This is a genomic window from Armatimonadota bacterium (assembly GCA_035527535.1).
Taxonomy (GTDB): Bacteria; Armatimonadota; Hebobacteria.
Genome location: DATLAK010000092.1, coordinates 1 through 26,276 on the forward strand (window position 1 = coordinate 1; position 26,276 = coordinate 26,276).

The following is a 26,276-nucleotide window of genomic DNA, read 5'->3' on the forward strand; positions in this document are numbered from 1 at the left end:
CGAACCCCCGCCCGCGGGCTGGGATATCATCTTCTGCCGCAACGTCACCATCTACTTCCGTCCGCGGACCACGCGCCAGGTGATCGAGCGCTTCCGGGAGGTGCTGCGCCCGGGAGGGTTCCTGGTGCTGAGCCCGACCGAGTGCCTGTGCTGCATAAGCCACGACTTCGAGGTCATCGAAGTCGTGGGCGTCTTCATCTATGTCAAGCCGCCGGTGGAGGCGGCGCTGGCTGGGTTGCGCCCGTCCTACGTGGTGGCGCACGACCCCCCGACCCCGACGCACGCTCACCACGCAGCGGCGGCGCGCCTGCGGGGCGACCTGCCATGTCCCGCGCGCAGCGTACCGCCTCCGGCCGCGCATGAGCAGGAGGCCTGCAGCCAGGCGATCGCGGCCGCGACCGAGGAGCGCTGGGAGCAGGCGGAACAGATGCTGCTGCCTTTCGCGACGGAGGTGCGAGCGCCGCGCGCGCGCCAGTTGCTGGCCTGGGTGCGGACGATGCGCGGGGCCGGGGAGCAGGCGGCGGCGCTGTGCCTGGAGCTGCTGGCGCGCGACCCCTTGGCGGGCGCGGCTCACTATGTCCTCGGCCTCATCGCCAGCCGCGCGGGCGAACTGGCGGAGAGCGAAGAGCACTTTACCCGCGCCATCTACAGTGACTGCGGGCTGGTTCCGGCGCACTACTACCTGGGGGTCGCCCGCTGCGCGCGCGGCGACCCCCAGGGCGCGCGCCGAGCGTTCCAGGGCGCCCTGCGCGCGCTGGGGGAGCCGCACACGGGGTGGCTCGACTTCAGCGAAGGGCTGACCGCCGATCACTGGCGCCGCGCCTGTGACGAGCGTCTGACCGCCATCGCCCGCTGCCACTAGACTCCGCGCGCTTACCCCTGCGGGGGCGCCTTCACTCCGCGCATGGCGCGCAGGATGAGCAGGGCGAGCAGGACGATCACCGCCGCCAACGCGGTCCAGAAGAGCGCGCGGTGCCGTTCACTCCAGGGCGGCGGGGGGGGCGGCTTGAGCGGCAGCTTGCGCTCCGGCCCCAACCCGGCCAGGGCCATCTTCGCGGGGGAGGTGGTGATGGGCAGGCGTTGGATGTCGTAAACCGGCGAGGCCGCGCCGCGCCGGCCGTACCACAACTCATAGGCGTGCGCGGGCGCGGCCCGGAAAATCAGGCCGCGCCGCACCCGAAACAGGTTCACGCCGCGCAAGGTGAGCGGGCGATCGTCGCCGTTCGAGACGGAGATGCGCACTCGCCGCGCCTGTGGAATCTCGAGCGGCACCATCACCTTGGCGCCGGGCGCCGCTCGACGCAGGGCGGCGTCTCCCGCCCATCCGTAGTCCCGCCGGCTCAAGGCGGCCTCGATGGTCAGGGGACGGTCGAAGGTCGCCTCCGCCACCTCGAATGCCGCCTGCGCCAGGTCGCGGCTCAATCGCCCCAGGTCCAGGGTGAGGACGGTTGAGCGGTGTCGCGCATCCTCGCGGCGCGAGAGCTTGGCGGGAACGGGAATCAGCTTGCGCTGGATCGGCACCTCGCTGACGACCCGCGCCTCGGACACCGCGGGCAGCTTCCCCTGGAGCGTGGATACGGTTATGCGCAGAAAGCGATAGTCATTGGCGGGCAGCGCTACCCGCGTCTGCTCGAAACGCGTCTCGTGACGATAGACCAGCCCTTGCGCTGTGAGCAGCCACCACTGCGCGCGATCGCGGCTGCCCTCGACCCGCACGCGGCTGCGGAAGTTGTCCCCGCGCAGCCCCAACTGAACCTGGTTGGCGTGCAGCGTCGCCGACCCCAGGTCCACAGTCACCTGGGCCTGCTGCCCTCTGATTTCGCCCCGGGAAATGACCGCCGCGGGGAGAACCCGCGTCTCGGAGCGCCCCTGCTCCACCACCATGCGGTAGGGGGTCTCGGCGCGGCCGTCGCCGACGATGCGATACTCCGCCAGGGACCTGACCGCCAGCGCCTGCTCGTCCAGGGGGAGATAGACCAGCCCGGGCGCGGACATCGGCGGCAGGATGACCGCCCGCGCGGTCGGCCATTCACCGCGGGGCAGGTCCGCCGACGCCGGCAGCGCCGCTATCATCACCACCGCCAGGATGATCGCTTTCTTCATGTAACCGCCCCTCGAAGCGCGTGTAGAGCAGGCTCACCACCAGCAGGATGACCCCCAGGCCGAAGAAAGAGACGATGCGATAGGGCTGCTCCAGGAAACGCAGGTCGAACAGGAACACCTTGAAGATGGACAGGTAGAGCAGGCCCATCGCGAACAGCCGCACCGGCCGCAGGCGGCGCCCGATGCCGACCGCCATCATCGCCAGCGCGTAGATGCTCCAGAAGATGGACAGCGACAACTGTTGAATGCTGCCGCGCCCCGCGAGCGCCCCCCGCTGGCCGAAGTAAGCCCACAAGTCCAGGCTCACGAAGATGAGGGTGAAGGCGTTGGCCACCAGGGCGAGGACCGCGGGCGCCGAGCGCTCCTGGGCGGCGAGGGCGTCGCGCCGCCGCCACATCATCCACGCCGAGACGTAGGCCGCCGCCACCACCGACGCCCCGGACAGCATGCGCTGGTTGAGCAGGAAGCGAAAGTGCGCGGAGGGCAGGTTATCCACGAACAAAGCCTTGGCGGCGGTAATGGCGAACAGGGCGACGCCGTACCAGCGCATGCGGCGCTCACCCGCCGCCAGCCCGCTCCATACCAGCAGCGCGCTCTCCACCGCCCACGCGAGGGTGATGTAGGCGGCCTTCAGCTGCAGCGGAATGGCGATGGTGAGGAAGGTCAGCGCCAGGCCGAGATAGGTGAAGCGAAGCAGCGCATCGTCTTGCGGGCGGCGCAGGACCGACGCGCCGACGAACGCGTGATATGCCGCCAGGGCAATCGCGCACCCGCACAGCAGCACCAATCCCTGATATGACTGCAATCGCGCAGCGGCGGCCAGCAGGCCGAAGAACACCGCCGCGTTGCCGAAGGCCGCCAGCAGGTCCCCGCGAAATGCGGGCAGCGCGGTGAGGCGGCGCATCCCCACCCAGGCGCCGGAGATCAATAGAAACTCGCCCAGGAAAAGCGCCGTCGCCGGCCGCGCCGGCCACTGGCCGACAAAATAGAGCGCGGCCAGGAACGCGACCAGCGGCAGCGCCTGCGCCGCGATCATGACCGTCATCGGGAAGTAGCGCCCCTCGCGCTCTTGCCTTGTGGATATCCACAGCACGCCGAGCATGATCAGGCCGGCGAGCGGCAGCCACAAGGGGGCGGCATTAACGCCCCATATTCGCAGCGGCGCAAGCGCGTGAAAGACCACCATCAGGTGGGTCACCGCGCCGACGGCGACCAGGAACACCGCCGGGCCCTCTTCGTCCGCGCGGCGCATGTGCAGCGCGACGCCCAGGAACAGCAGGTAGCTGAAGAGGGCGAATGCGAACGAGTACGGGGCTTGCGCCCGGGACACGGACGGCGCCATCGCCGCGCTTGCGCCGACCAGCAGCACCAAGACCACCGCCGAGAGATAGCTGAAAACCTGGCGCACCACGGGATCCTGCGCGCCCAACGGCGGCAAGGCCGCGGCCATCACCGCCAGCAGGAGCGCCGTCAAGACCCCAACGCCCGCCAGCGCCGGCAGCCCCAGCGCCTCCACCCCCACCAGGATGAGCGCGCTGGCGATGACGAAGGCGACGCAGCCCGCCAGAATCATGCCCACGCCGGAGCGCTGCGTTTCAGGCGCCGCTTCGGGCGCAGCCTTCACGGCGGCGATGCCGCCGTAGCAGGCGAAGAAGAGAAAGACTGCGGCGAATCCCTCGGTCAATAGGCCCTGCCCGCGCAGATTCCCCGCGCCGAAGAACAGCAGCCACGTCGCGCCGAACGACAGCGCGGTGAGCGAGCGCCAGGGGCGGTACCTGAGGAGCGCGGCGCTCCACAGGTTGAGAGCGGCCAGGTAGGCGTACAGGCGCACCAGGTCGCCCGCCCCGGCGCCGTCGCGGTGCAGCAGCACGGGGGTGGCGAAAGCGCCTGCCAGGCACAGCAGGGCCACCGCCTCGGTGTTGTTCGCCATTGCCAGGGCGGAGGCGGCCAGCGCCGCCGCCGCGAGCACGACAAAGGCGGCCGACCACCCGATCAGATGATAGGAGGTGTGGGCGGCATAGATGGACAGAAACAGGATGACCACGCCGCCCGAGGTTAGCACTTGGGCGTAGGCGCGATAGGTCGGCCTGGCCAGCAAGACCTGCCCCAGGCTAAGCAGTATCGCCGCAGCGACCAGGCCGGCGGTGACGCGGGCGGTGTCGCCGATCCAATTCGAATCGAACGCGTACTTGAGAAAGAAGGCGACGGCGATGGCGATCGCCGCCACGCCCAGCTTGCTCAGCCAGTTTGCGCCCAGGACGGATTCCAGGTCCGGGCGCGAAGCCGCCGGTGTCGCTGGCGTGGATGGCGGCGGCGGGGGCGGCGGGATGAGGGGCGGCGACGCCGGAGTTGGCGGCGGAAGCGGGGTCTCGGTTACCGTGACCGACGGGGTCGCGGCAAGCGGTGTGAGCGGGCCGATGACCCGCCGGCGCAAGTCCGCTGCTTCCGTCGCCGGCGCCTCCTCGCGCGGGGAGACGCGCCGCGCCAGCTCCCGGAGGTCCCCCATTGCGCGATTCAGCGCCGCCAGGCGGATCAACACATAGACCGGGAAGACCACGAACAGCGCCAGCAGCAGCAGCAATCCGACCACGAAACCCGACTCATACATGCGCGGACCCTCCATTATTGCCGGTCGGCGCCGAAATGAATGAGAAGGCCGGCGGTCAGCCCCAGCCGTATGCACACCGCGGCGGCGCGCCATGCGCGTTCGGCCGTCCGGGACTACTGGTGATGACACTGGTGCGGTCGGCGGCGCCGGTCGTGCTCGGACCCGCCCGACGGGCCGACTGCGAGCGGAGTGTATCACTCCCGCAGACCGGCGTCAACTGCGCCCCAGGCTGGGTGCCGGTGGCGCAGGTTGAGCGTCGCCCGCGGCGAATAGCAGCGCAGCGGGTGTCACCCCGCGCGGGAGCCTCATGCGCACGGTATTCGCCGACCTGCACATTCACATCGGGCGCGCGTTTGGGGGGCGCACCGACGCGGCGCCCTTGGCCGAGGCCGACGCTGACGGTCCGCCGCGGCCGGGCCAGCCGGTCAAGATCACCGCCGCCCGCGACCTCACCTTCGCCAACATCGCCCGCGAGTGCGCCGATCGCAAGGGCATCGAGATGGCGGGGGTGGTGGACTGCGCCTCGCCGGCGGTGCTGGCCGACATCCGCGCCCTCATCTCCTCCGGCGACATGGTCGAGCTGGCAGGCGGCGGCCTGCGCTTTCGCGACCGCACCACCATGCTCCTGGGCTGCGAGCTGGAGACGGTCGAGGCCGAGGGCGCCTGCGCCCACCACATCTCCTATTTTCCGACCCTGGCCGAGCTGCGCGGCTTCAGCCAGGTGATGGGGGGCCTAGTCACCAACCTCGACCTCAGCTCTCAGCGCTGCCGCCTGCCCGCGCAGAAGCTGTGGGAGATCACCGATGCCTGCGGCGGCGTCCTGGTTCCCGCCCACGCCTTCACCCCGCACAAGAGCGTTTACGGCAACTGCGCGCGGCGGCTGAGCGAGGTCTTCGACGACCGCGCGCTGGCGGCGATCCCCGCCCTCGAGCTCGGCCTGTCGGCGGATTCATTCATGGCCGACCAGCTGGCCGAGCTCGCGGAGCTGTCGCTGCTGTCGAACTCCGACGCCCACAGCTTGCCCCGGATCGCGCGCGAGTACAATCTCCTCGAGATCGAGGAGCCGACCTACGCGGAGCTCTTGCGCGCCCTGCGCCGCGAGGGCGGACGGCGGGTGATCGGCAACTTCGGCCTCGACCCGCGGCTGGGGAAATACCATCGCACCTATTGCCCGGCGTGCGACCGCATCGAGACCGAGCCGCCGCCGGTGCCGGCGTGCCCGCTGTGTGGCGGCGACGGGGTGGTAACGGGGGTGCTCGACCGCGTGACCGACATCGCCGACTACCCGCAGCCGCGGCCGCCCGCGCACCGCCCGCCGTATCGCTACCAGGTGCCGCTGCTGTTTCTGCCGAAGCTCGGGCCGGTGGCGCTGGGCAAGCTGCTCAATCGCTTCGGCACCGAGATGGCGGTGCTGCACGAGGTTGAGGCGGGAGAGCTAACGCAGGTGGTCGGCGGGCGCCTGGCGCAACTGATAATGGCGGCGCGGGCGGGGGCGCTGCCGCTCACGGCGGGGGGTGGCGGGCGCTACGGGCGCGTGCAGGCGGACCCCGCCGAGGCGCAGCTCGAGCTGGCCATCAGGTGAGGTGCGAGATGTCCGCCCCGCGACAGGCGCCAGGTCCCGCGCGCGGAATCTTCATCAGCGTCGAGGGCATAGACGGCGCCGGCAAGACCACCCAGGCGCGCGCGCTGGCGTCGTGGCTGCGGGAGCGCGGCCGCGAGGTGGTGCTGACGCGCGAGCCGGGGGGCACGGAGTTGGGCGAAAGCCTGCGCGCGCTGGTGCTCGACGATCGCGCGCCGCTGGGCGCGGCCGCCGAGCTCCTGCTCTATGGCGCCGACCGCGCCCAGCATGTCGAGGAGGTGATCCGCCCCGCCGTGGAGAGCGGCCGAACGGTCGTCTGCGAGCGCTTCGCCGACTCGACGGCGGCCTACCAGGGCCGCGGGCGCGGCCTCGATGCGGAATTCGTGCAGGCCCTGAACCGCTTTGCGACCGGGGGGCTGGAGCCCGACTTGACGGTGTTGCTGGAGCTGACGCCGGCAGCGGCGCGCGCGCGCCTGGCGCAGACCCCGGATCGCTTGGAGCGCGAGGCGGCGGACTTCCATCGCCGCGTGGCGCAGGGCTATCGCGAACTCGCGCGCGCCCACCCCGCACGCATCCGCGTGGTTGACGCGACCGGCGCGGTGGAAGAGGTCTCCACCCGCGCCCTGCAGGTGCTGCAAGACTTCCTCTCGGCGCGTGCCGACCAAGGAGGACCATCGTGAAGCTCATCATCGCCGTCGTACAGGATAAGGACCGACGCAAGGTGACCGACGCGCTGCTTGAAGCCAGCTACAAGTTCACCAACATCGCCAGCACCGGCGGCTTCCTGCGCGAGGGCAACGTCACCTTTCTCATCGGCTGCCGGGACGACCAGGTACCGGCGGCGATGGACCTCATCGCCCAGCACTCCAAGCGCCGCGAGCAGTTCGTCAACGTCTTTCCCCCCACCATCGAGCCCATCGGCACCTGCATGCCGAGCCCGGTCAAAGTCACCGTCGGCGGCGCCATCATTTTCGTCCTCGACGTCGAGCAGTTCAAGGCGGCGTGAGGGCAAGCCCCTGCGCCGGCGGCAACCAGATCCGCGGGCTCTCGGATGAGCCGGACACGCTGGTGGGCGGGCTGGAGCAGGCGGAACGTAAGAGCCTATCCGAGAAACCGGCTGACTGTCATCCCGAGCGGCAGCGAGGGATCTCGTTCCGAACCGAGATTCCTCACTTCCCCCTTCGCCAAGGCTATGGGGGACAAATCGTTCGCAATGACATGCCCGTGGACTGTGTATCTTAGGATAGGCTCCAAATGGAACCGGCACCTGTATGACGGAAGAGTGCGAGGATATGGGCAGGTCCTCTTCCCGAAATGAAAAAGACCCCTTTCGGGGCCTCTTCCACGCCAGCCCTACGCGGGCTATCCACCTCCAGAATACTGGATTACCTATGGATTACCACGTTTTCAGGGAGAGTCAATACGCCCGACAAGGCATTGAGACCCCTTTTTCTTGACGGGGTTCTTCTCGGGTGCGCCGGAATGCCGGTGCGCTGCGGAGCTGCTTGCATGACTGGCGATCTCCATAGCCTGAGCGACCTGGTGGGCCAGGAGGCCCCGGTCGGCGTCCTGCGCGCGGCCCTGCGCGAGGGGCGCGTCGGGCACGCCTACCTGTTCGTCGGCCCCGAGGGCGTGGGCAAGCTGACCGCCGCCCTGCTGTTCGCGCAGGCGCTCAACTGCGAGGCGCGCGCGGGGGACGCCGACGCCTGCGGCGAGTGCAAGTCCTGCCGCCGCTTCGCCCACGGCAACCATCCCCAGATCTGGCGCATCGCCCCCATGTATCGCAAGCAGCCCATCACCGACCCGCGCCTGCTGGAGCTGGTGGAGGACCAGGCGTGGATCACCATCGCCCAGACCCGCGGCGACCCGCGCGACCGCCCGCCCCATCCCCCGGTGCTGCACGAAGCGGCGCTCAAGCCCGTGTTCTCGCCCTACAAGGTCTTCATCTTCGAGCCCGCGGATCGCATGACCGAGGAGGCGGCGGATTCGCTGCTGGCAACGCTGGAAGACCCGCCGGCGGGGACCGTTTTCATCCTCGTCAGCAGCCGCCCCGCGGCCATGCGGGAAACGGTGGTGTCGCGCTGCGAGCAGGTGCGGTTCCACATGGTCGCGCCGCAGCGCATCGAGGAGCTGCTGCACGGGCGCGGGGTTGACCCGGATCAGGCGCGGCTGCTTGCGGGCCTCGCCGACGGCCGCCCCGGGCGCGCGATTGCGATGGCGCAGCGCCCCTACCTGCTGGAGCTGCGGGCGCAAGCGATCGCCTTGGCGGAGGAGCTGTTCTCGGCCCCGGTGCAGGCGGCGCTGGCGCTGGCGTCACGGACGCTACAGGTCGCCGCCAGCCTGTGGGAGCTGGAGTACGCGGCCATCGTCGAGCAAGACCGGGCGCAGGACGATGACCCCGCGGACGCCGACGCAGCCGGGGAGACGAAGAAGCTCGGGATCAGCCACACCCGCGCCATGCGCCGGGCGGTGCCGCAGGTGCTGGAGGTCATGGCCGGGTGGCTGCGCGACATCATGGTCGCCAAGAGCGGGCGCCCGGAGCTGATGATCAACCGCGACTACCGCGACCAGGCGCAGGCGCGCGCCCGGGAAGCCGGCTACGATGTGCTGCGCCAGGCGATTGACGCCATCACGCGCACCGCGGCCTACATCCGCAGCTACGTCAATCTCGACCCGGCGCTCGAGGCCATGTACGTCGAGCTCGCCGGCATCCTCGCGCCCGCGCAGACGCCGCGGCCCGCCTCTCGGGCGCGGTCGTAGTTCGGCATACACGCAACTGGTGCGCCCGGCGAACGTGCCGGCGACAGGAGGCGGCCCGTGTCTGAAGCAGCGGCGATTCTCGTACCCCTCCTCAAGGGCGCGCTTGCCCTGTGGATCGTGATGGACCCGCTGGGCAACGTGCCGGTTTTCGTCGCCCTCACCCGGGAGCGCACCCCCGCCGAGCGCCGCCGCGTGCTCTTCCTGGCGTGGGTGGTCGCGCTCATCATCCTCATGGTTTTCGTCGTCGGCGGGCGCTGGGTGCTGCGGGTCTTCGGCATCGAGCTGGCGGACTTCGAGATCGCCGGCGGGGCGCTGCTGTTCATCATCGCCCTGCGCATGGTGACCCGCGGCCACCCCGACACGGGCGATGACGGCGCCCCGGGGATCATTCCCATCGCCTGCCCGCTGCTGGTGGGGCCGGGGGCGATCACCACCACCCTGGTGCTGCTGGGGGTGCACCGGTTCCCCATCGTGCTGGGGGCGGTGCTGCTGGCGTTCGCGGGGACGCTGCCGGTGCTGTGGTTCACCGATGTCCTCAACCGGCTGCTGGGGCGCACCGGTTCGAGCGTGGTGGCGAGGATCATGGGTATCATCATTGCCGCCATCGGCGTGATGTACGTGCGCCAGGGCATCCTGGCGGTCATCCGCTAACCGAAAGCGTTCATACTTGAAGTCATAAACCTGTCCAGTCTTGAAGGTTACACAGCAAAGGGCCGGCGCAAGGAACCGCGCGCGACAGGCAGAATGGCGTTCCCGCGCTCTTGGCTGCACGGGCTCGGCTGGGCAGGCGGCCCCTGCCGCGACAGGAACGGAGGTGCGCGATGATGTGGATTAATGCGATTCTGGCGGTCGTCGGCGGGGGCATCGTCCTGGCTCTCTCCCTGCGGGCGACGGCGCGCGCGGAAGCCGCCGCACGCAGGCAGGAGCCTGGTGCGGATGGGGACGAGGGACAACCGGCCGGACTGCTGATCCGTTTGGCCGCCAGGATGAGCGACTATCTCGTCCTCTGGTCGCTCAGCGCGCTTGCCCTCATCGTCGGAACGGCTGCCGAGACCGCAGGGGCGCCCACCTCCGTAGTGTGGCCGGCGGTCGTGGTGGGTTCGGTCGGGGTCTTCCTGGCGTACTTCACAATCCCCACGGCCCGGCGCGGTGATACCTGGGGAAAGAGGCTGGCCGGCCTGACCGTCTTCGGGCCTGGCGGGAGGCGGCTGTCCTGGTGGCGAGCGTCGCTCAGAGCGCTGACGGATCTTATCTGCATTGGGCTCTATCCGTATGTCGTGGGCTGCCTCGATCCCATTTGGCTCGCAGTTGGTCGCCGTAAGCGGGCGCTCCATGATGTGTTCGCGGGCTCGCGAGTGCGCCTGGTGCGCGCGCCGAGCCATTATCTCGCCTGGGCCGCCGCCTCCACTTTGCCGGCATGGTTCTTACTCTCAGTGATCGTCATCCGCCCTTACGTGATGCGCGCCTATTGCATTCCCTCGACCGCCATGCGCCCCGTCCTGGCCGAGGGCGACCGCTTCATGGTCAACCTGTTGACATACCGGTTGCGCGACCCTCGTCGCGGGGAGGTAGTCGTCTTCAAGGCGCCGCCGCAAGCGACGCCGGACGGGAACGCAAGGGACTTCGTCAAACGCATCGTCGGTCTGCCCGGGGACCTGTTGGAGATCCGCAGTTATGACGGCGTGTACGTTGACGGGGTCAAGCTCCCAGAACCCTACATCGCGCCCGAGCAGACTCCCGACTACGACTTCGGCCCTATCAGGCTCCCGGCAGGGCGATACTTCGTGCTAGGCGACCGCCGGCGCGACAGTAATGACAGCCACCGTTGGGGTACGCTGGCGCGCAGCGCCATCAAAGGCAAGGTCACCCTGCGTTATTACCCGTCCAAGCGCCTGGGAGTTGTGCGGTAGGACTCGCCGACGGCACCTGCGCTGGTGGCGTCCGGCGGTGTGATCCGTTCGCAGGTTCCAGGGCCCGCAAGATCTGCGGATGAAACCGGTACCGGCTGCGGACGCGGGCCTCGTCAGGAATCCCGGTTCAGAATAGCTCCATCAGCGCGTCCACGAACAGGCGGTGGCCGCGATCATCCGGGTGGTTGATGCTGTTGACCAGCAGCGTCTCGTAGGGGATCCCCGTCTCCCGCAGCGCGCCCCACCGCGCCGAGGCGTCGGCCAATGCGACTTTCTCCTCGGTCGCCACCTGCTTAAGGCCGGCGAGCGCCTCATCGAATCCGCCCATCCACTCCGGCCACATGTAGTGCGGGGTGATAATCACCGCCTCCGCCCCTGCCGCCCGGATACGCGAGATCAGCCGGCGGTAGTTGGCGATCACCTTTTCCCGCGGCCACAGCATGTCGTTGACGAACTCGATGACCACCAGTTGCGGCTGATGGTCGAGCACGTCGCGGTCGAGGCGTTCGAGGCCGAGATCCGAGTTGGCGCCGCCGATGCCGGCGTTGATGAGGGTGATACCGGCCTGCGGGTAGCGCGCGCTCAGGGTGGCGGCGAAGAGGTTGGGGAAGGCTAGCTCCGGCCGGCTCGCCTCGCCCCCGGCGGTGACGCTGTCGCCCAGCGCGACGATGGTCGCCTTGCCCCCCGCGGCGAGCAGCTTGCGGGTGGCGGCGGTGCCCGTGCGGTCGGGCGCGGGGAATGACGGCGGCGGGCCGATGGGGTAGATGTCCTCGGCGGTGACGGCGGTCAGGCCCGGGCGCACCCAGATGTTGGCGATCGCTTCGTGCCCGCGGGCGGCGCCTGCGGGGTGGGGGCATACCGCGGCTGGTTTGCCGCGCCTGATGCTGGGCGTGTCGCGCGCCGTCACCTGCAGGGTGTCGAGGCGGGACCGGTAGTACGCGTAATCAACATAAACCCTCGCTCCCTGCGGGATGCGGCCTTCAGCGACGCGGCCCAGGGCCGCCCACCGCTCGTCGAGCAAGTAGTCCTTCCCCTGCTCGTAAGGCTCCGCGCCGGGAGCGGAGCACACCACCACCGAGCCGGGCGCCACCGCGCCGACGACGACAGAGCCGGTTCCAGTGACCAGCGCAGGCAAGCGGGTTCCTCTCGCCCACACATGGGGGGCATCATCGCCGATCACCACCGCCTCCCCGCGTACCTCGACCACCTCCGGCGGCGCCACGCGCAGCGTGCGCAGCACGCGGTCGCCGTCCGTCACCTCCACCGACATCGAAGGCGGGTTGGTCGGCCGCGCTGTGGGCTCTGCCCAAAGCGCGGAAGCGGCGATGACGAGCAAGCACCCGAATGCAAGAACGGTCACCGAAACCTCCTAGCACTACAACGAGACTTGTGATTTCGCAGCCGTGCGCACGAGACAGGGTTCGGCGTCAGCGCGCAGGAGTAGGGGCAAGGCATGCCTTGCCCCTACTTGAATGTGGACCCCCGACTGGTCGGGGTCAGCCGGCGCCGCGCACGCGGCGCCCACCACGCACAGTCTCGGTTGGCGGTGTCCTGCTTCGCCTACCGCGACGGGAGCCCCTGCCGAATCCGCCCGCGAAAGGAGCGAGGCCGCCGCCAGGCGTTCTCCGCGGCGCGCCGAACTCAGTGATGCATGGACGACCGCGACCGCACATTCTTTCTCAAGGTCTGGGGCTGCCAGATGAACAAGGCCGAGGCCGACCGTATCGGCGCCCAACTGCGCGGCCTCGGCTGGCGGCCGGTCGCCGATGCCGCCGACGCCGACCTCGTGTTCCTGCACACCTGCTGCGTCCGCCAGCGCCCCGAGCGCAAGCTCTATGGCTTCCTGGATGCGCTGCGGCAGCTCAAGCGCGAGAAGCCGCAAACCATCATCGCCATCGGCGGCTGCATGGCGCAGAAGGAGGGCGAGCGCATCTTCCAGCGCGCCCCCAACGCCGACATCCTCGTCGGGCCGCGCCGGCTGGGGCGCCTGCCGGAGCTGATAGCCGCCTTTCAATCCACCGGCGAACCGCAGGTTGACCTCGCCCTGGAGGACGGGGAGACGACCCTGCCCGAAGCTCCCCCCGCCCTGACCGCCTTCGTGCCCATCATCGAAGGCTGCACCAACTACTGCGCCTACTGCATCGTCCCCCACGTGCGCGGGCCGGAGCGCTCCCGTCCATCAACCGAGATCCGCGCCGAGATCGAGCACCTGGCCGCCCGCGGCTGCCGCGAGATCACCTTGCTCGGCCAAAACGTCCTGGTCTATGGCGCCGACCGGCCCGGCCAGCGCGACTTCCCCGCCCTGCTTCAATTCGTCCACGACGTGGCGGGCATCGAGCGCCTGCGCTTCACTACCTCCCATCCGCGCAACGCGGACGAGCGCCTGTTTCGCGCCGTCGCGGGCCTGCCCCAGGTGTGCGAGGCACTGCACCTGCCCTTGCAGGCCGGCCACGACGCGCTGCTGGCAGCCATGAACCGCCGCTACACGGTCGCGGACTACCTGCGCAAGGTGGAGCTGGCGCGGGAGATCATCCCCGACTTGGCCCTGACCACCGACCTCATCGTCGGCTTCCCGGGCGAGACCGAGGAACAGTTCGCGGCATGCCTGGAGGTCTATCGGCGCCTGCGCTTCGACCAGGCGTTCATGTTCGCCTACTCCCCGCGTGAGGGGACGGCGGCGGCGGCAATGCCCGATTCCGTGCCGGTCGAAGTGAAGCACCGGCGGCTGGGGGAGCTGATAGCGATGCAGAACCAGATCAGCACGGAGATCAATCAGGCGGCGGTGGGGGCCACTTTCGAGGTGCTGGTGGAGGGCCCGAGCGCGAGGAACCCCGCGCGCCTGTCGGGCCGCACGCGGCAGAACAAGCTGATGGTGTTCGACGGGCCGCAGGGACTCAGGGGACAGTCCCCGTTCGGGGACAGCCCCTTGGTCACCGTCCGCGCCACCGCTGGGCACGTGTGGGGGATGGAGGGAACCTTGGCCGCGGACGAACGTCGCGGGGAATAGAACCGTAGAGGCCGCCAAGAGCGCAGAGGAAAGATACGGATAGAGAAACCGCCGACGAACGCAGATGAACGCCGATGTCAATAGCTGAAGTGTGCGCACAGTGCCCGGTTTGTGCGTCTGACAAACCGGCACCTGAAGGAGACCGATGTCTCTGAGCAGGACCGGAAGAGGTGGGTGCGCGAGGCCGAGGACCGCGTGAAGACGTATACGCCTCGGGTTGTCTGCTTCAATGGACTTGGGCCCGCTCGCCGGGTCCCTATGCTGAAAGACCGCCGTCCGGGTATGCAGAGTTGTACGTGGGCCGGTGCCGAGATATGGGCAGTTATCAGCAGCAGCGCCCTGGCTTCTTGCTGGCACCCGCGCTGCCTTCAGTGTCTGAAGTGCTTGGCCCGATACCTCGGTGGCGATGCGACTGACAGCGCCGCCGACCAGATGCTGTTATGTTTCGCCTGCGGAGATCAGGGCTACGCGCCTGGCGAATAGCCGCTGATGAAGCCGCTTGGCGATGCGCGTCCTCTTGGCGGCGGCGGTGATGCAGGACGGCGCGTGGGGCGTGGCGGCGCTTGACCTCCTCCCGCATTTCCTGGGGCGTGCCGACGGGCAGCACCTTCTGAGTGTCGCAGCGCCCCCTCGCCTTGTCATCCCGGCACCGTTTGTGCTAACCTCCGCCAGAGAGTCGGATGCTCGCGCGCCGGAGGCTGGACATGGTCGGCTTTGGTTCGGAGTCGCCGGCGCCGCGGCGCAGCGGGTGGCGTGCGGTGCTGGTGGCCGCGCTTGCCGCGGCGGTCGTGATCGCCATGCCGGGGCTAGCCCGCCGGCAGTGGGCCGGGGCGATGCCACATGCGGAGGCCATTGAGATGGACGTGCCGACCTACATCATCCGGCGCACACCGCAGCCGATTGCGGTTGACGGCGTGCTGAACGAGGCGGTGTGGCGCCGCATCGAGCCGGTGGCCGCGTTCTCCCTGCTCGACGGCAGCCCCCCTGACTTCGAGACCGAGGTCAAGCTCTGCTGGGATGACCGCTACCTCTACGTCGCCTTCTGCTGTGTGGACAACGATATCTGGGGCACCTACACCAAGCGCGACCAGCCTCTATTCGACCAGGAGGTGGTCGAGATCTTCCTCAACCCCAGCGGCGACCTGGTCAACTACTTCGAGTTGGAGGTCAGCCCGCGCAACGTGATCTGGGACGGCAAGGTCCACAGCCCGGATCGCAGACCGAGTGAGAAGTGGCGCGCCGACCCCAGGTGGAACTGCGAGGGGATGCTCACCGGGGTGCGCGTGGTCGGCACCCTCGATGACCGCTCGGACCTCGATCAGCTATGGACGGTGGAGATGGCCATCCCCTTCGACGCGGTTGCGGGGCGGGCGCCGACCGACGGCGAGCGTTGGCGCGGCAACCTGTACCGGATTGACCGCGGAGAGAGGGACGAGTATAGCTGCTGGTCGCCCACGCGGGCCGGGCTCCCGAACGCCTTCCATCACGCGGAGCGTTTCGGGTGGTTCGTGTTCTCCGCGCGCGAGGCGTGAGGGGCGGAGGGGGCAGGCAAGCATGAGAAACCGGCGGCTATGGCGTGGTGGACCTCGAGCGGCCGCGGCTCACGCCCGAGGGCGATGTGATTGACCGCCTGACGGTGACCAAGCGGCCGTGGCCGCGATGACCGCCGCCGACCGGCCGGCGGGGTCGAGCGGCGCGCGCGGGTGGCCGCGCTGCCTGGCCGCCGCTGCGCTCGCGCTCTTCGTCTGCGGTGCGGCGCGCGCGGATGACCTGCTGGTGGAACGCAAGTACCGCCTCCATGCGCGCGAGGTGACACTCGACCTGGAGCATCACCGGAGCCACGCGCAGGGCGAGGCCGCGCTCACCTACGACGACCTCGAGCTGCGCGCCGATGCGCTCGACGCCGACTTCAGCGAGCGTACGGTTTCCGCCGCCGGCGACGTGTGTCTGCAGCGCGGCCGGGAGCGCCTGTTCGCCGATGCCGCGGACTATGACCTTGATGATCGCGCCGGGGTGCTGACCGGCGCGCGCGGCCAGGTGCAGGGGCTCTACTTCAGCGCGCGGTCGCTGGAGGTGACCCCGCAGCAGATGACGCTCAGCGACGGCTCCTTCACCACCTGTGATGCCGCCCAGCCGCACTATCGCGTCACCGCCCGCGAGATCGTGCTGCGGCCGGGAGAACGCGTGACGGCGCGCCGGGCAGGCCTGTGGTACGGCAAGCGGCGGCTGCTCACCGTGCCCCACTGGAGCCAGTCCCTGCGCCGGGGGCAGGCGACGTCGCCGGTAGCGCCGCTGGCGGGGTTCAGCCGCCGCGACGGCGCCTTTGCCGGCCTGCGCTATAGCCTCTACCCCGCGCCGGCGGTGGAATGCCGGCTGCAGGCGCTTTATGCCACCTCCCGCGGCGTGCGCGCGCTGGCGCGCGTGGCGACACGTCATCCCTGGGGTGAGGCGGCGCTCGCCGTCAGCCGCCGCGACGACCTATCCCAACCCGACCTCGGTCTGTTTGCCCCGGACGCCCGGCTGAGCGACCTCACCCTCGACCGCGTGCCCGAGGCGGCGGTCTCGCTCAGCCCGGTGCCCCTCGGCCGGTGGGTCACCGCCGGCGCCCGCGTCGCCGCCGGGCATTACCGCGAGGAGCCGAGTGGTATCAGCGCCTCGCGCGGCGTCGCCGATCTCTACCTTCGGGGGCGGCCGCTCCCTATCGCCCGGGGCATGACCGCGAGCCCCCTGTTCGGTCTCCGCGGCGTGCGCTGCAGCGGCGGCCAGGACCGGAGCGCGGTCGCTTACGGCGTGATCCTCGATGCGCAACCGAGCCGCAACCTGGGGCTGCGCGCAGGCTACCTCAAGCGCCACGCCCACGGCGCGGGGCCGTTCAGCTTCGACGCCCTCGACCTCTCGCGCGAGCTCTCGGTCGGGGTGACGGCGCGCCTGGGGCCGGGCTGGCGGATGGAGGCGCTGGCGCGGCGCGACCTCGAGCGCGGTTCGTTGGCGGCATTCGACGTCGGCGTCACCCGCGTCGCGCACTGCCTGGAGTACGGCCTGACCTGGCGCAAGGTGGGGGGGGAATTCGGCCTGCGCCTGGGGCTGGCGCAAGCGGGGCCGGCGGCGGCGGGCTGGGAACCGTGATGCCCCGCCGTTAAGGTCGTCTCGTTTCCGATCATCCGGAGCCTCCGCGCCCCGGCTGCGCGGACGCAATCTCACCGGTTCCGGGTTCACGAGGGGGGACGTTCGAGAATAACATCGGCAGGCTGCGCGCGCGCAACCCTCGGGGGCAAGTGCGGCCGGGTCCGGGGCCACTGCTCGCCGCCCGGCGTGGACAGGAAGGCGGGCGCGAGAAGGCGAATGGCTGCTGCAGTCGCCGTACGCGCGATCCCTGCCAGTGGGTTTTTCCAGCCTCCAACCGGCGACGCCCACCGCGGGCAATACGCGAAATGAACGAAGCCGCTCATGGTTTCCTTAGCTGGCTGGCGGGGCTCGATCCGCTGCTGGCGGTGGTTGTGATTTCCGCGCTGCCGTGGATCGAGTTGCGCGGCGGCATCCCGGTGGGCATCGCGCTTCTGGGGCTGCCGGCGTGGAAGGCGGTGATCGCAGCTCTGCTTGGGAATGCCCTTGCCGTCACCCCGGTGGTGGTCGGCGCCAAGCTTTACCAAGGCCGCCTGGAGCGGTGGCGCTGGTCCCGCTGGCTCATGGCTTGGAGCCTGTCTCGTGCGCGCAAGCACGAACGCTTCGTCAACCGCTACGGTTCGATAGGGCTTGCGCTGCTGGTGGCGATCCCCATCCCCGGCACCGGCGCCTGGTCGGCGAGTGCGATATCCATCCTCATCGGCATGCGTCTCGCGCCGACTCTGCTCGCCGTTTACGGTGGGCTGCTGGTGTGTGCGGGGATCATCCTCGCCGCCACCAGCGGCATCATGCTTGGCGCGGACTTCCTGGCGCCGGCAAGGTGAACGAAGGCGCCGCGCCAACCGCGTGTGTCCGGTGGGCGCTCACGGCTGAGTTGAACGCATGACCATCCGGGCCGCGCTGCTTGACCGGCCGCTGTGCTTGCCCGGGCAGTGAACTTTCGGCACTGCGGCGGTGGCCTCAGCGCGGCGGGTAGTCCCCGTTCAGCGGCTCGGGGCGGATTTCCTCGATCGCCACTTCGCCGGTGGCGTAGAGCTCCACCCGCGGCATGTAGCGCGGCTCGTCGTATTCCTCGTAGGGGTATTCGCAGACGTCCTCGAGGCGCGCCACGATCCCCTCCGGGCCCAGCCGCACCTCGACCTTGTTGCACAGGTACCACACCGTCTCCGCCCGCACGTGGTAGCGGTAGCGGGGTGAGTAGCGCTCGTATCCTTCTCGCCAGGACATAAGTTTTCCGTCCTATCGCAGAGGCAGCAGATTCGCGCCTTGGCGCAGCAGCGCGCGACGCAGATCGTGGTAGGGCAAGGCCCGCGGCGCAATGCCGCGGTGGGCGCACAGCGCCCCCGCGATGCCCGCCGCTTGTCCCAGGGCGAAGCAGGTGGGCATGATGCGCAGCGACGCCTGCGCCTCGTGGGTCGCCGACACCGACCGCCCCGCCACCAGCAGGTTCTCGATCTTTTTCGGCAGCAGGCAGCGGTAAGGCAGGTCGTAGCTCTCGCCCGGGGGCAGATGGCGTATCACCGTCCCGGTCCCCGCCGGGTTGTGGATGTCAATCGGGTAGTTGCCGCGCGCGATCGCGTCCTCGAACTTGCGCGCCTGCAAGATGTCCTCGCCGCTAACGACGTACTCGCCGACGATCCGCCGCGTCTCGCGCACCCCGATGTCCGTCGCCATCCGCTGCAGGTAGGCGCGCTCGAAGCCCGCCACGCGCGACTTGAGGAACGCCACCATCTCCCGCACCTGTCGTCGTCCCTCCAACTCCGCGGCGGTGAGGTCGCGCGCGTCCACCCCGCTGCGGCCCACCACCCGCGTGGTATTGAAAAACACCACCCCCGGCGCGGGCACGAAGAAGAACAGCACGTTCTCGCGCGGGTTGGTGATCTCCCCCGCTGCGCGCGCTGCGTCGTAGAGTTGGTTGATGCGCTGCCGCGACGGCAGGCGGCCGATGGTCACCCCGGCCATGCGGAAGCACAGGGTCATGGGCTGGGTCAGGCCGTCCCCCGCGCGCCCCATTTCGCATGGCGCGCCGGCGCGGGCGGCGAGGTCGGCGTCCCCGGTGGCGTCAATGTACACCCGCGCGCGCAGGTCCTGTCGCCCCGATTTGTTCTCGACCGCGACCGACTCGATGCGTCCGCCCTTGACCGTCGGCCGCGCGATCCAGGTGTGCAGCAGCAGCTCCACCCCCGCCTCGCGACACAGGTCGTCGCCGACGAACTTGAAGACCTCGGAGTCGAAGGCCAGGGGGGTGCGGCGGCTGCCCCAGCCGCCGCCGGCGCGCAGGCGCTCGATGACCTCAGCCAGGATGCCGCCGATGATGGGCTGTCGGCGGACGTGGAAGCCCATGAAAGGGTTGACCAGACCCGCCGTCGCCATGCCGCCGAGAAAGCCATAGCGCTCCACCAGCAGGGTGCGGGCGCGGCCGCGAGCCGCGGCCACCGCCGCCGCCAGCCCCGCGGGGCCGCCGCCCGCCACCAGCACATCGTAGGTCTCGTTGTCCGCTGCCGCTTTGCGTTTCATCGCCTCGGTCGTCCGCATGCAGCGCCGCCGCCCCTACTCCGGTGATTCGCGCCGCGCGCCGATGACCTCCTCGTAGAGCTGCATCAGCTCCTTGTCGAAGAGCGAGCGCTTGCGCTCCTCGGAGTACTGGCGCACGCGCGCCAGCACCAGCGCCGCCAGGTCGTCGCTGAGGGGAACGCCGTACTCTTGGAACTTGTTCTTGATGGCGTGGGTGCCCGAGTGCTTGCCGATGAGAATCTGGCGCTGCAGGCCGACCTCCTCGGGGGCGAAGGCCTCGTAATTCATGGGGTTCTTGAGGATGCCGTCGGCGTGGATGCCGCTTTCGGCGGCGAAGACGTTGGCGCCGACGATCGCCTTCCAGATGGGGATGTCGCGAGCCGAGGCCTTGGCCACCAGCTCGCTGAGGCGGCGGAAACGGGCGGTATCAACCGACAAATCGAGCTTGTGCAGGTGCTTGAGCGCCATCGTCACTTCTTCCAGGGCGGCGTTGCCGGCGCGCTCGCCCAGGCCGTTGACGGTGGTGTTGACGAAGGTCGCCCCGGCGCGGATGCCGGCCAGCGCGTTGGCGGTGGCTAGGCCGAAGTCGTTGTGGGTATGCATCTCGACCGGCAGGCCGGCGCGCGCGATCAGCTCCTGCACCTGGTCGTGGACGGCGAAGGGCTCCATGATGCCGACGGTGTCGCAGTAGCGCAGGCGATCCGCCCCCGCTTCTTTGGCGGCGAGGCCGAACTCCACCAGGTACTCCATGTTCGAGCGCGAGGCGTCCTCGGCGTTGACCGAGATGTGGCGGATCCCGTGCTCGCGGGCGAAGGCGACGTTCTGCGTCATCGCCTCGATCACCCATGCGCGCGACTTGCCGAGCTTGTGCTCGATATGGATATCGGAGGTGGAGATGGAGATGGCGACCGCATCCACCCCGCACGCGAGCGCCGCCTCCACGCTCCCGCGCACCGCGCGGCACCACCCCAGCACGCTCGCCTGCAGGCCCATGTGCGCCATCTTCTCGATCGCCGACTGCTCGCTGCCCCCCATCTCGGGGATGCCGGCCTCGATCTGGTGCACGCCGATCTCGTCCAGCATCTTGGCGATGTCGAGCTTCTCCTGGTGGGAGAACACCACCCCCGCCGTCTGCTCCCCGTCGCGCAGGGTCGTGTCCACGATCTTGATCGCGGTCGCCGGCGCTGAGTAGAACCTCTCCATAGCGGGCTGTTGATCCTCCTGGCGCGTAGTAGGGGCGCATGGTCGTGCGCCCCTCCAACTTCGCCATATCATAACACGCCGGGGGCGTAGTGTGGAGATCGTTTGCGCCGGGCCGCCCCCGGTGCGCCGGGGGGAGCGCAGGTCTTGCACCATCGCCGCGGCGCGCTCATGACCGCGCCCTCCGCGTCTTGACAAGCCCCGCGAATAAGTTTACAACAGTCTTGGCTGCTGCGTGTGCAGGCCCCGACCTTCGGTCGCCAAGTCAGCTCGACGGGTGGGGGTGGCGCACTGAGATCGGCTCCAGGTTCGGGCACAGGAGACGGCATGTTCTCTAGGATCGCCCTCGCCAAGATGATAGATCAATCCCTCCTGCGACCGGATGCCACGGAGGAGGAGATCGTCGCCTTCTGCGAGGACAGCCGGCGGGAGCACTTCGCAACGGTCGTCGTCTATCCCTGCTGGCTGGCGGTGGCGGAGCGCTGCTTGCGCGATTCGGACGTCAAGCTGGGCACGGTGATCGGGTTCCCCTCCGGCGCCACCACCACCGCCTGCAAGGTCTTCGAGACCAAGCAGGCGCTGAGCCTGTGCGCGACCGAACTGGACGTGGCGATCAACATCGGCGCCCTCAAGTCCGGCAACCTGGAGGTGGTGAGCCGCGACCTCGAGGAAGTGGTGACCGCCGCGCAGATGGCGGGACTCACCGCCGACGGCGAGGGGGTCTTGGTCAAGATCATCGTTGAGACCGGCCTCACCACCCGCGCCGAGCAGGAGAAGGCGTGCCGCATGGTGCAGGAGGTGCGTGCGGATTTCGTCAAGACCTGCACCGGCTTCGGCCCCCGCGGGGTGACGGTGGATGACATCAAGTTCCTGCGGCAGGCGCTGGGGCGCGACACCGGCATCAAGGCCGCCGGCGGCGTGCGCACCTACGAGCAGGCGCGCGCCCTCGTCAACGCCGGCGCCGACCGCATCGGCACCAGCGCCGGTCTCGCCCTGCTCGAGGGCTACGACCGGGCGGAAGAGCCCATCGCCGAGGAAGCCCTGGGAAGGGAGTAAGCGCGCGCGCCGCGCGCGCCGCCTTCGTTCATGCCTCGCCCTCGCCTCTATCGCGTCAGCGCCCTCGTCCTGCGCCAGCGCGACCTGCGCGAGGCCGACCGCATCCTGACCTTGCTCACCCGGGAGCGCGGCAAGCTGCGGGTGGTGGCCAAAGGCGTGCGCCGCTCTCGCAGCAAGCTGGCCGCCGGCGCCCAACTCCTGTGCTGCTCCGACCTGCAACTGGCCGCCGGCGCCAACCTCGATCTCATCACCCAGTGCGAGTTGCGCTGCGGGTTCTACGGCCTGCGCGAGGATCTGCGCCGCCTGTCCTATGCCAGCTACTTCGCCGACCTGGTGGATGCCTTCGTCGAGGAGCACGACGGCGGCGAACGCATCTTCGACTTGTTGCTGGCGGCGCTGGCGCGGGCGGAGCAAGGCGAACGCCTGGAGCTGCTGGCGCGGGTGTTCGAGCTGCGCCTCTTGAGCGCGCTCGGCTATGCCCCGCAGCTGGGCGCGTGCGTCCGCTGCGGCGCCGAGCTGGCCGACGAGTGGATGGGATTCTCGCCGGCGTCGGGGGGCGTCATCTGCCGCCGCTGCGCGGACGCGGAGCCGGGCTGGCAGCGCCTGTCGGCGGGCGCCCTGCGCAGCGCGCGCATCTGCGCCAAGGCCTCGCCGCGCCTGCTGCCGCGCATCAGCCTGACGCGCGCCGGCGGCGCCGAGCTGGAGCGCGCCCTGCGCGCGCATATCGAATACTACCTGGGCCGGCGCCTGCGCGCGGGGTGCTTTCTCGACGGGCTGCCCGCACTGCTGACCGCGCCGCGGCGCCAGCCGGCGGCGCCTGATGCAAATCACTAATCGCGATATCGCAGGCGTGCTCGCCGAGATCGCGGACATCCTCGAGATCAAGGGCGAGAATCCCTTCAAGGTGCGCGCCTATCAGCGCGCGGCCCAGGCCATCGAAAACCTTCCCACCCAGCTCTCGGCCGTGATCGGTCAGCACCCGCTGACCGACCTCCCCGGCGTCGGCGCCAGCATCGCCGACAAGATCACGGAGCTGCTGACCACCGGCGCCTGCCGCCTTCACCAGGAGTTGCTGGCGCAGTTCCCGGCGAGCCTGGCCGAGCTGCTGAACGTGCCCGAGGTGGGGCCGCGCACAGTGAAGATACTCCACGATCAGCTCGGCATCACCAGCGTGGACGAGCTGGCGCAGGCGGCGCGCGACGGCCGCCTGCGCGGCCTCAAGGGCTTCGGCGAGCGCACCGAGGCCAATATCCTGCGCGGCATCGAGCGCCTGCGGGTGCACCAGGCGCGCCTGCCCCTGGCCCAGGCCCACCCGCTGGCGATGGAAGTGATCGAGCACCTGCGACTGGCGGCGCCGGTGGAGCAGATCGAGCCTGCCGGCAGCCTCCGCCGCATGCGCGACACCGTTGGCGATATTGACCTGCTCGCCACCTCCACCGACCCCGAGGCGGTGATGTCCGCTTTCGCGTCGCTGCCGGCGGTGCAGCGCGTCCTCGCCCGCGGGCCGACCAAGACCAGCGTCGTGGGCGACAGCGGCGCGCAGATGGACCTGCGGGTGGTGGAGCCGGAGAGCTTCGGCGCCGCGCTCCAGTACTTCACCGGGTCGAAGGAGCACAACATTCGGCTGCGCGAGCTGGCGGCGCGGCGGGGATTGCGCATCAGCGAGTACGGGGTGTTCGACGTCGGCACCGAGCAGCGCATCGCCGGCGCCACCGAGGAGCAGGTCTATGCCGCCCTTGAGCTGCCGCTGATCGCGCCGGAGCTGCGCGAGGACCGCGGCGAGATCGCGGCCGCCCAGCGCGGCGAGCTGCCGCGCCTGATCGAGGTCGAGGATATCCAGGGCGACCTGCACGTGCACACCAAGCGCACCGACGGCCATCACACGATCGAGGAAATGGCCGAGAGCGCCCGCGCCCGCGGCTACAAGTATCTCGCCATCTGCGACCACTCGCGCTCGGTGGGAATGGCGGGCGGGCTGTTCGACGAGGACCTGCTGCAACACGCGGCCGACATCCGGGCGGCGAATCGCCGCATCAAAGGCATCACCCTGCTCGCCGGCACCGAGTGCGACATCCGCCGCGACGGCACCCTCGACTACCCCCAGGAGGTATTGGCGCAACTGGACTTCGTCATCGCCGCCGTGCACTCGGGGTTCAAGCTCGACGCCGAGAGCATGACCGCGCGCATCATTGACGGCATCAGCAATCCCTACGTGGACGCGCTCGCTCACCCCACCGGGCGCATCATCGGCCGCCGCGATCCCTACGCGGTGGAGATCGAGCGCCTGCTCGCCGCCGCCTCCGAACTGGGGGTGGCGCTGGAGGTCAACGCCTACCCCGACCGCCTCGACCTGCGCGACCTTCACATCTGCCGCGCCAAGGAATTGGGGGTCCAGCTCGTCATCAACACCGACGCCCACGACTGCGACCATCTGCGGCTCATCACCTACGGCGTCGCCACCGCGCGCCGCGGGTGGGCCGAGCCGCCGCAGGTCCTCAACACCCTGCCCCTGGCGCAACTGCGGCGGCGCCTGCGCAGGCGGCTAGGCCCTGCGGGCCGCCGTGGCGACGGCACAGCCGCCTAGCCAAATGCGCAGCGTGGGAAATAGACGCTCACCCCGGTTCCGCGCGTTCTACCGGGATTCCACGATCGCGGTCGCGCGCGCGCTGCTGGGGCAGGTGCTGGTGCACGATACCCCCGAGGGGCGCGTCTGCGGTCGCATCGTCGAAACCGAGGCCTATCTCGAGGGCGACCCGGCGTGTCATGCGGTGCGGCGCGAGGGCGAGCGCTGGGTCGCCAAAATGACCGCGCGCAACCGCCAGATGTTCGGCCCGCCGGGGCACGCGTACGTCTATTTCATCTACGGCGCTCACCATTGCCTCAACGTCGTCACCCGCGAGGAGGGCGTCGCCGAGGCGGTGTTGATCCGCGCGGTGGAGCCGGTGGCGGGCATCGAGCTCATGCGCCTGCGGCGCGGGATCGGCGATGACCGCAACCTCGCCAGCGGACCCGGCAAGCTGACGCAGGCGTTCGGCATCGGCATCATGCACAACGGCGCCGACCTCACCCGGGGCCCGCTGCGCATCGAGCCCGGCGGCGCGGTGACGGACGACCGCATCGCGGCGCGCCCCCGCGTGGGCGTCAAGCCGGGCTGCGACCAGCCGTGGCGATTCGTGATGCGCGGCAGCCCGTGGGCATCGCGCAGGTGAGCCGGGCGCGCGATGGGACCGCCCCGGGTAGCGTTTGACTGGGTGCGCGCGGACCGCTATAATCCGTACTCGCGCGGCGCGGCTTGCGCCCGATACCGCCCGCCCGGAGGTAGCCCGTGACCGATCGTGAGCGCTTCGTGCGCACCATGCACTACCAGCCGGTGGACCGCCTCCCCATCTGGGACTTCGGCTTCTGGACGCAAACCCTCGAGGAATGGCACAAGCAGGGCCTGCCCGAGGAGGTCTCGACCGACGAGTTCTTCGGCATGGACCAGCAGTGGCACGCGGCGCCGATCAGCCTGGGCATGATCCCCCACTTCGAGGAGATCATCTACGAGGAGGACGAGCAGACCCAACTGCTGCGCAACACCGACGGCGTCCTGTGCCGCCGCTCCAAGCAAGGCACCAGCATCCCCACCTTCATCGAGTTCCCGGTGAAGAACCGCGCCGACTTCGAGGCGATGCGGGAGCGCTACGACCCCGACGACCCCGCCCGCTACCCGGACAATTGGGGCGAACTGGCGGCCTCCTACCGCGACCGCGACTACCCGCTGGGCATCACCGGCGGCGGCTTCTTCGGCTGGGTGCGCGGGTGGATGGGGGTCGAGAACACCTGCATGTGCTTCCACGACGACCCCCGGTTGATGCACGACATGATGGACTTCATCGCCGACTTCGTGTGTCGCACCATCGAGCGCGCGCTGTCGGAGGTGGAGTTCGACTACGCCTTGTTCTGGGAGGATATGGCGTATAACAAGGCGTCGCTGATCTCACCCGCCATGTTCCGCGAGTTCATGGTGCCGCGCTATCAGAAGATCACCGGGCTGCTGGCGGCGCACGGGGTAGATGTGAATATCGTGGATTGTGATGGCAAGATTGACGAGTTGGTGCTGCCCTGGCGCGAGGGAGGCGTCAACGTCATGTTCCCGCTCGAGGTCGGGGTGTGGGGGACGAACGCGGTGGAAATGGCGCAGCGCTTCGGGCCGGAGCTGCTGATGATCGGCAACATGGACAAGCACGCCCTCGCCCGCGACCGCGCGGCGATCGAGCACGAGGTGATGTCGAAGGTGCCGCCGCTGGCCAAGCGCGGCGGCTACATTCCCACCGTGGACCACCGCGTCCCGCCCGACGTCCCCCTCGCCAACTACCAGTATTACCTGGAGCTGCTGCGCGAGGCGGTGGTGGTGAGGTGAAGTGGGCGCGGGGA

22 protein-coding genes are annotated in these 26,276 nt (G+C 69.6%); 16 read left to right on the forward strand and 6 right to left on the reverse strand.

The window, feature by feature from the left end; genetic code table 11:
• Positions 1-862, forward strand: an 862-nt coding sequence (locus VM221_06575) for a CheR family methyltransferase (GenBank protein HUT74483.1), incomplete at its 5' end; no start/stop codon positions are given.
• Between the two features lie 11 nt (positions 863-873).
• On the opposite strand, the gene VM221_06580 is transcribed toward VM221_06575, so the two are convergent.
• Positions 874-2,103 (reverse strand): DUF3999 family protein, encoded by a 1,230-nt coding sequence (locus VM221_06580; protein ID HUT74484.1) that lies wholly within the window; start codon positions 2,101-2,103, stop codon positions 874-876.
• Positions 2,030-4,711 carry a DUF2339 domain-containing protein gene (locus tag VM221_06585; GenBank protein HUT74485.1) on the reverse strand — a complete coding sequence of 894 codons (2,682 nt, stop codon included), beginning with the start codon at positions 4,709-4,711 and terminating at the stop codon, positions 2,030-2,032. Before VM221_06585 ends, VM221_06580 begins: the two co-directional genes overlap by 74 nt.
• A 307-nt stretch (positions 4,712-5,018) precedes the next feature.
• Here VM221_06585 and VM221_06590 point away from each other — a divergent pair, with 307 nt between their 5' ends.
• The 6 genes from VM221_06590 (at position 5,019) to lepB (ending at position 10,960) form a co-directional block, all read left to right on the forward strand.
• The gene (locus VM221_06590; GenBank protein HUT74486.1) at positions 5,019-6,293 is read left to right on the forward strand and encodes an endonuclease Q family protein; all 1,275 of its coding nucleotides are present in this window, start codon (positions 5,019-5,021) and stop codon (positions 6,291-6,293) included.
• An 8-nt stretch (positions 6,294-6,301) separates the two neighbouring features.
• Positions 6,302-6,970, forward strand: a complete 669-nt coding sequence (tmk, locus tag VM221_06595) for a dTMP kinase (GenBank protein ID HUT74487.1) — start codon at positions 6,302-6,304, stop codon at positions 6,968-6,970.
• A complete protein-coding gene (locus tag VM221_06600; protein ID HUT74488.1) occupies positions 6,967-7,296 on the forward strand; it encodes a cyclic-di-AMP receptor in 330 nt (109 codons plus the stop codon). The genes tmk and VM221_06600 overlap by 4 nt, the downstream gene beginning before the upstream one ends.
• Positions 7,297-7,799: 503 nt before the next feature.
• Complete coding sequence (locus VM221_06605) at positions 7,800-9,050, forward strand: DNA polymerase III subunit (protein HUT74489.1); 1,251 nt, start codon at positions 7,800-7,802, stop codon at positions 9,048-9,050.
• A gap of 57 nt (positions 9,051-9,107) precedes the next feature.
• Positions 9,108-9,701: a MarC family protein gene (locus VM221_06610; protein HUT74490.1), complete on the forward strand. Its 594-nt coding sequence runs from the start codon at positions 9,108-9,110 to the stop codon at positions 9,699-9,701.
• A gap of 170 nt (positions 9,702-9,871) precedes the next feature.
• Entirely contained in the window at positions 9,872-10,960 is a 1,089-nt protein-coding gene (gene lepB / locus VM221_06615) for a signal peptidase I (protein ID HUT74491.1), read from the forward strand.
• 127 nt (positions 10,961-11,087) lie between these two features.
• Here lepB and VM221_06620 read toward each other — a convergent pair whose 3' ends face one another.
• Positions 11,088-12,320, reverse strand: coding sequence for an SGNH/GDSL hydrolase family protein (locus tag VM221_06620; GenBank protein HUT74492.1), 1,233 nt, complete (start codon positions 12,318-12,320; stop codon positions 11,088-11,090).
• 291 nt (positions 12,321-12,611) lie between these two features.
• On the opposite strand from VM221_06620, the gene miaB reads away from it, so the two are divergent.
• The 4 genes from miaB to VM221_06640 all read left to right on the forward strand — a co-directional run bounded on the left by miaB (position 12,612) and on the right by VM221_06640 (position 17,914).
• A complete protein-coding gene (gene miaB, locus VM221_06625; GenBank protein ID HUT74493.1) occupies positions 12,612-13,967 on the forward strand; it encodes a tRNA (N6-isopentenyl adenosine(37)-C2)-methylthiotransferase MiaB in 1,356 nt (451 codons plus the stop codon).
• Positions 13,968-14,671: 704 nt separating this feature from the next.
• On the forward strand, positions 14,672-15,499 hold the full coding sequence (locus tag VM221_06630; GenBank protein HUT74494.1) for a carbohydrate-binding family 9-like protein: 828 nt from the start codon (positions 14,672-14,674) through the stop codon (positions 15,497-15,499).
• Between the two features lie 118 nt (positions 15,500-15,617).
• Positions 15,618-17,093 carry a hypothetical protein gene (locus VM221_06635; protein HUT74495.1) on the forward strand — a complete coding sequence of 492 codons (1,476 nt, stop codon included), beginning with the start codon at positions 15,618-15,620 and terminating at the stop codon, positions 17,091-17,093.
• A gap of 305 nt (positions 17,094-17,398) precedes the next feature.
• Positions 17,399-17,914, forward strand: coding sequence for a small multi-drug export protein (locus VM221_06640; GenBank protein ID HUT74496.1), 516 nt, complete (start codon positions 17,399-17,401; stop codon positions 17,912-17,914).
• A gap of 136 nt (positions 17,915-18,050) precedes the next feature.
• Here VM221_06640 and VM221_06645 read toward each other — a convergent pair whose 3' ends face one another.
• From VM221_06645 to nifV, 3 genes are read right to left on the reverse strand one after another with little or no spacing between them, the layout of a single operon-like run.
• On the reverse strand, positions 18,051-18,317 hold the full coding sequence (locus tag VM221_06645; protein HUT74497.1) for a hypothetical protein: 267 nt from the start codon (positions 18,315-18,317) through the stop codon (positions 18,051-18,053).
• Between the two features lie 12 nt (positions 18,318-18,329).
• A complete protein-coding gene (locus tag VM221_06650; protein HUT74498.1) occupies positions 18,330-19,607 on the reverse strand; it encodes an FAD-dependent oxidoreductase in 1,278 nt (425 codons plus the stop codon).
• Positions 19,608-19,640: 33 nt separating this feature from the next.
• Entirely contained in the window at positions 19,641-20,807 is a 1,167-nt protein-coding gene (gene nifV / locus VM221_06655; GenBank protein ID HUT74499.1) for a homocitrate synthase, read from the reverse strand.
• Positions 20,808-21,131: 324 nt separating this feature from the next.
• Here nifV and deoC point away from each other — a divergent pair, with 324 nt between their 5' ends.
• From deoC to VM221_06680, 5 genes are all read left to right on the forward strand, one after another.
• Entirely contained in the window at positions 21,132-21,860 is a 729-nt protein-coding gene (gene deoC / locus VM221_06660) for a deoxyribose-phosphate aldolase (GenBank protein ID HUT74500.1), read from the forward strand.
• A gap of 30 nt (positions 21,861-21,890) precedes the next feature.
• Positions 21,891-22,694 (forward strand): DNA repair protein RecO, encoded by an 804-nt coding sequence (recO, locus tag VM221_06665; protein HUT74501.1) that lies wholly within the window; start codon positions 21,891-21,893, stop codon positions 22,692-22,694.
• Entirely contained in the window at positions 22,681-24,444 is a 1,764-nt protein-coding gene (gene polX, locus VM221_06670; protein HUT74502.1) for a DNA polymerase/3'-5' exonuclease PolX, read from the forward strand. The genes recO and polX overlap by 14 nt, the downstream gene beginning before the upstream one ends.
• Positions 24,445-24,457: 13 nt before the next feature.
• Positions 24,458-25,069 (forward strand): DNA-3-methyladenine glycosylase, encoded by a 612-nt coding sequence (locus tag VM221_06675; protein ID HUT74503.1) that lies wholly within the window; start codon positions 24,458-24,460, stop codon positions 25,067-25,069.
• Between the two features lie 116 nt (positions 25,070-25,185).
• Positions 25,186-26,262 carry a uroporphyrinogen decarboxylase family protein gene (locus VM221_06680; GenBank protein HUT74504.1) on the forward strand — a complete coding sequence of 359 codons (1,077 nt, stop codon included), beginning with the start codon at positions 25,186-25,188 and terminating at the stop codon, positions 26,260-26,262.
• Positions 26,263-26,276 lie beyond the last annotated feature (14 nt).

Coding starts and splice junctions, on each gene's coding strand:
- VM221_06580 (HUT74484.1), bottom strand. CDS start 2,103: ATGAAGAAAGCGATCATCCTGGCGGTGGTGATGATAGCGGCGCTGCCG.
- deoC (HUT74500.1), top strand. CDS start 21,132: ATGTTCTCTAGGATCGCCCTCGCCAAGATGATAGATCAATCCCTCCTG.
- polX (HUT74502.1), top strand. CDS start 22,681: ATGCAAATCACTAATCGCGATATCGCAGGCGTGCTCGCCGAGATCGCG.
- miaB (HUT74493.1), top strand. CDS start 12,612: ATGGACGACCGCGACCGCACATTCTTTCTCAAGGTCTGGGGCTGCCAG.
- VM221_06630 (HUT74494.1), top strand. CDS start 14,672: ATGGTCGGCTTTGGTTCGGAGTCGCCGGCGCCGCGGCGCAGCGGGTGG.
- recO (HUT74501.1), top strand. CDS start 21,891: ATGCCTCGCCCTCGCCTCTATCGCGTCAGCGCCCTCGTCCTGCGCCAG.
- VM221_06590 (HUT74486.1), top strand. CDS start 5,019: ATGCGCACGGTATTCGCCGACCTGCACATTCACATCGGGCGCGCGTTT.
- VM221_06585 (HUT74485.1), bottom strand. CDS start 4,711: ATGTATGAGTCGGGTTTCGTGGTCGGATTGCTGCTGCTGCTGGCGCTG.
- lepB (HUT74491.1), top strand. CDS start 9,872: ATGATGTGGATTAATGCGATTCTGGCGGTCGTCGGCGGGGGCATCGTC.
- VM221_06650 (HUT74498.1), bottom strand. CDS start 19,607: ATGAAACGCAAAGCGGCAGCGGACAACGAGACCTACGATGTGCTGGTG.
- nifV (HUT74499.1), bottom strand. CDS start 20,807: ATGGAGAGGTTCTACTCAGCGCCGGCGACCGCGATCAAGATCGTGGAC.
- VM221_06640 (HUT74496.1), top strand. CDS start 17,399: ATGAACGAAGCCGCTCATGGTTTCCTTAGCTGGCTGGCGGGGCTCGAT.
- tmk (HUT74487.1), top strand. CDS start 6,302: ATGTCCGCCCCGCGACAGGCGCCAGGTCCCGCGCGCGGAATCTTCATC.
- VM221_06605 (HUT74489.1), top strand. CDS start 7,800: ATGACTGGCGATCTCCATAGCCTGAGCGACCTGGTGGGCCAGGAGGCC.
- VM221_06645 (HUT74497.1), bottom strand. CDS start 18,317: ATGTCCTGGCGAGAAGGATACGAGCGCTACTCACCCCGCTACCGCTAC.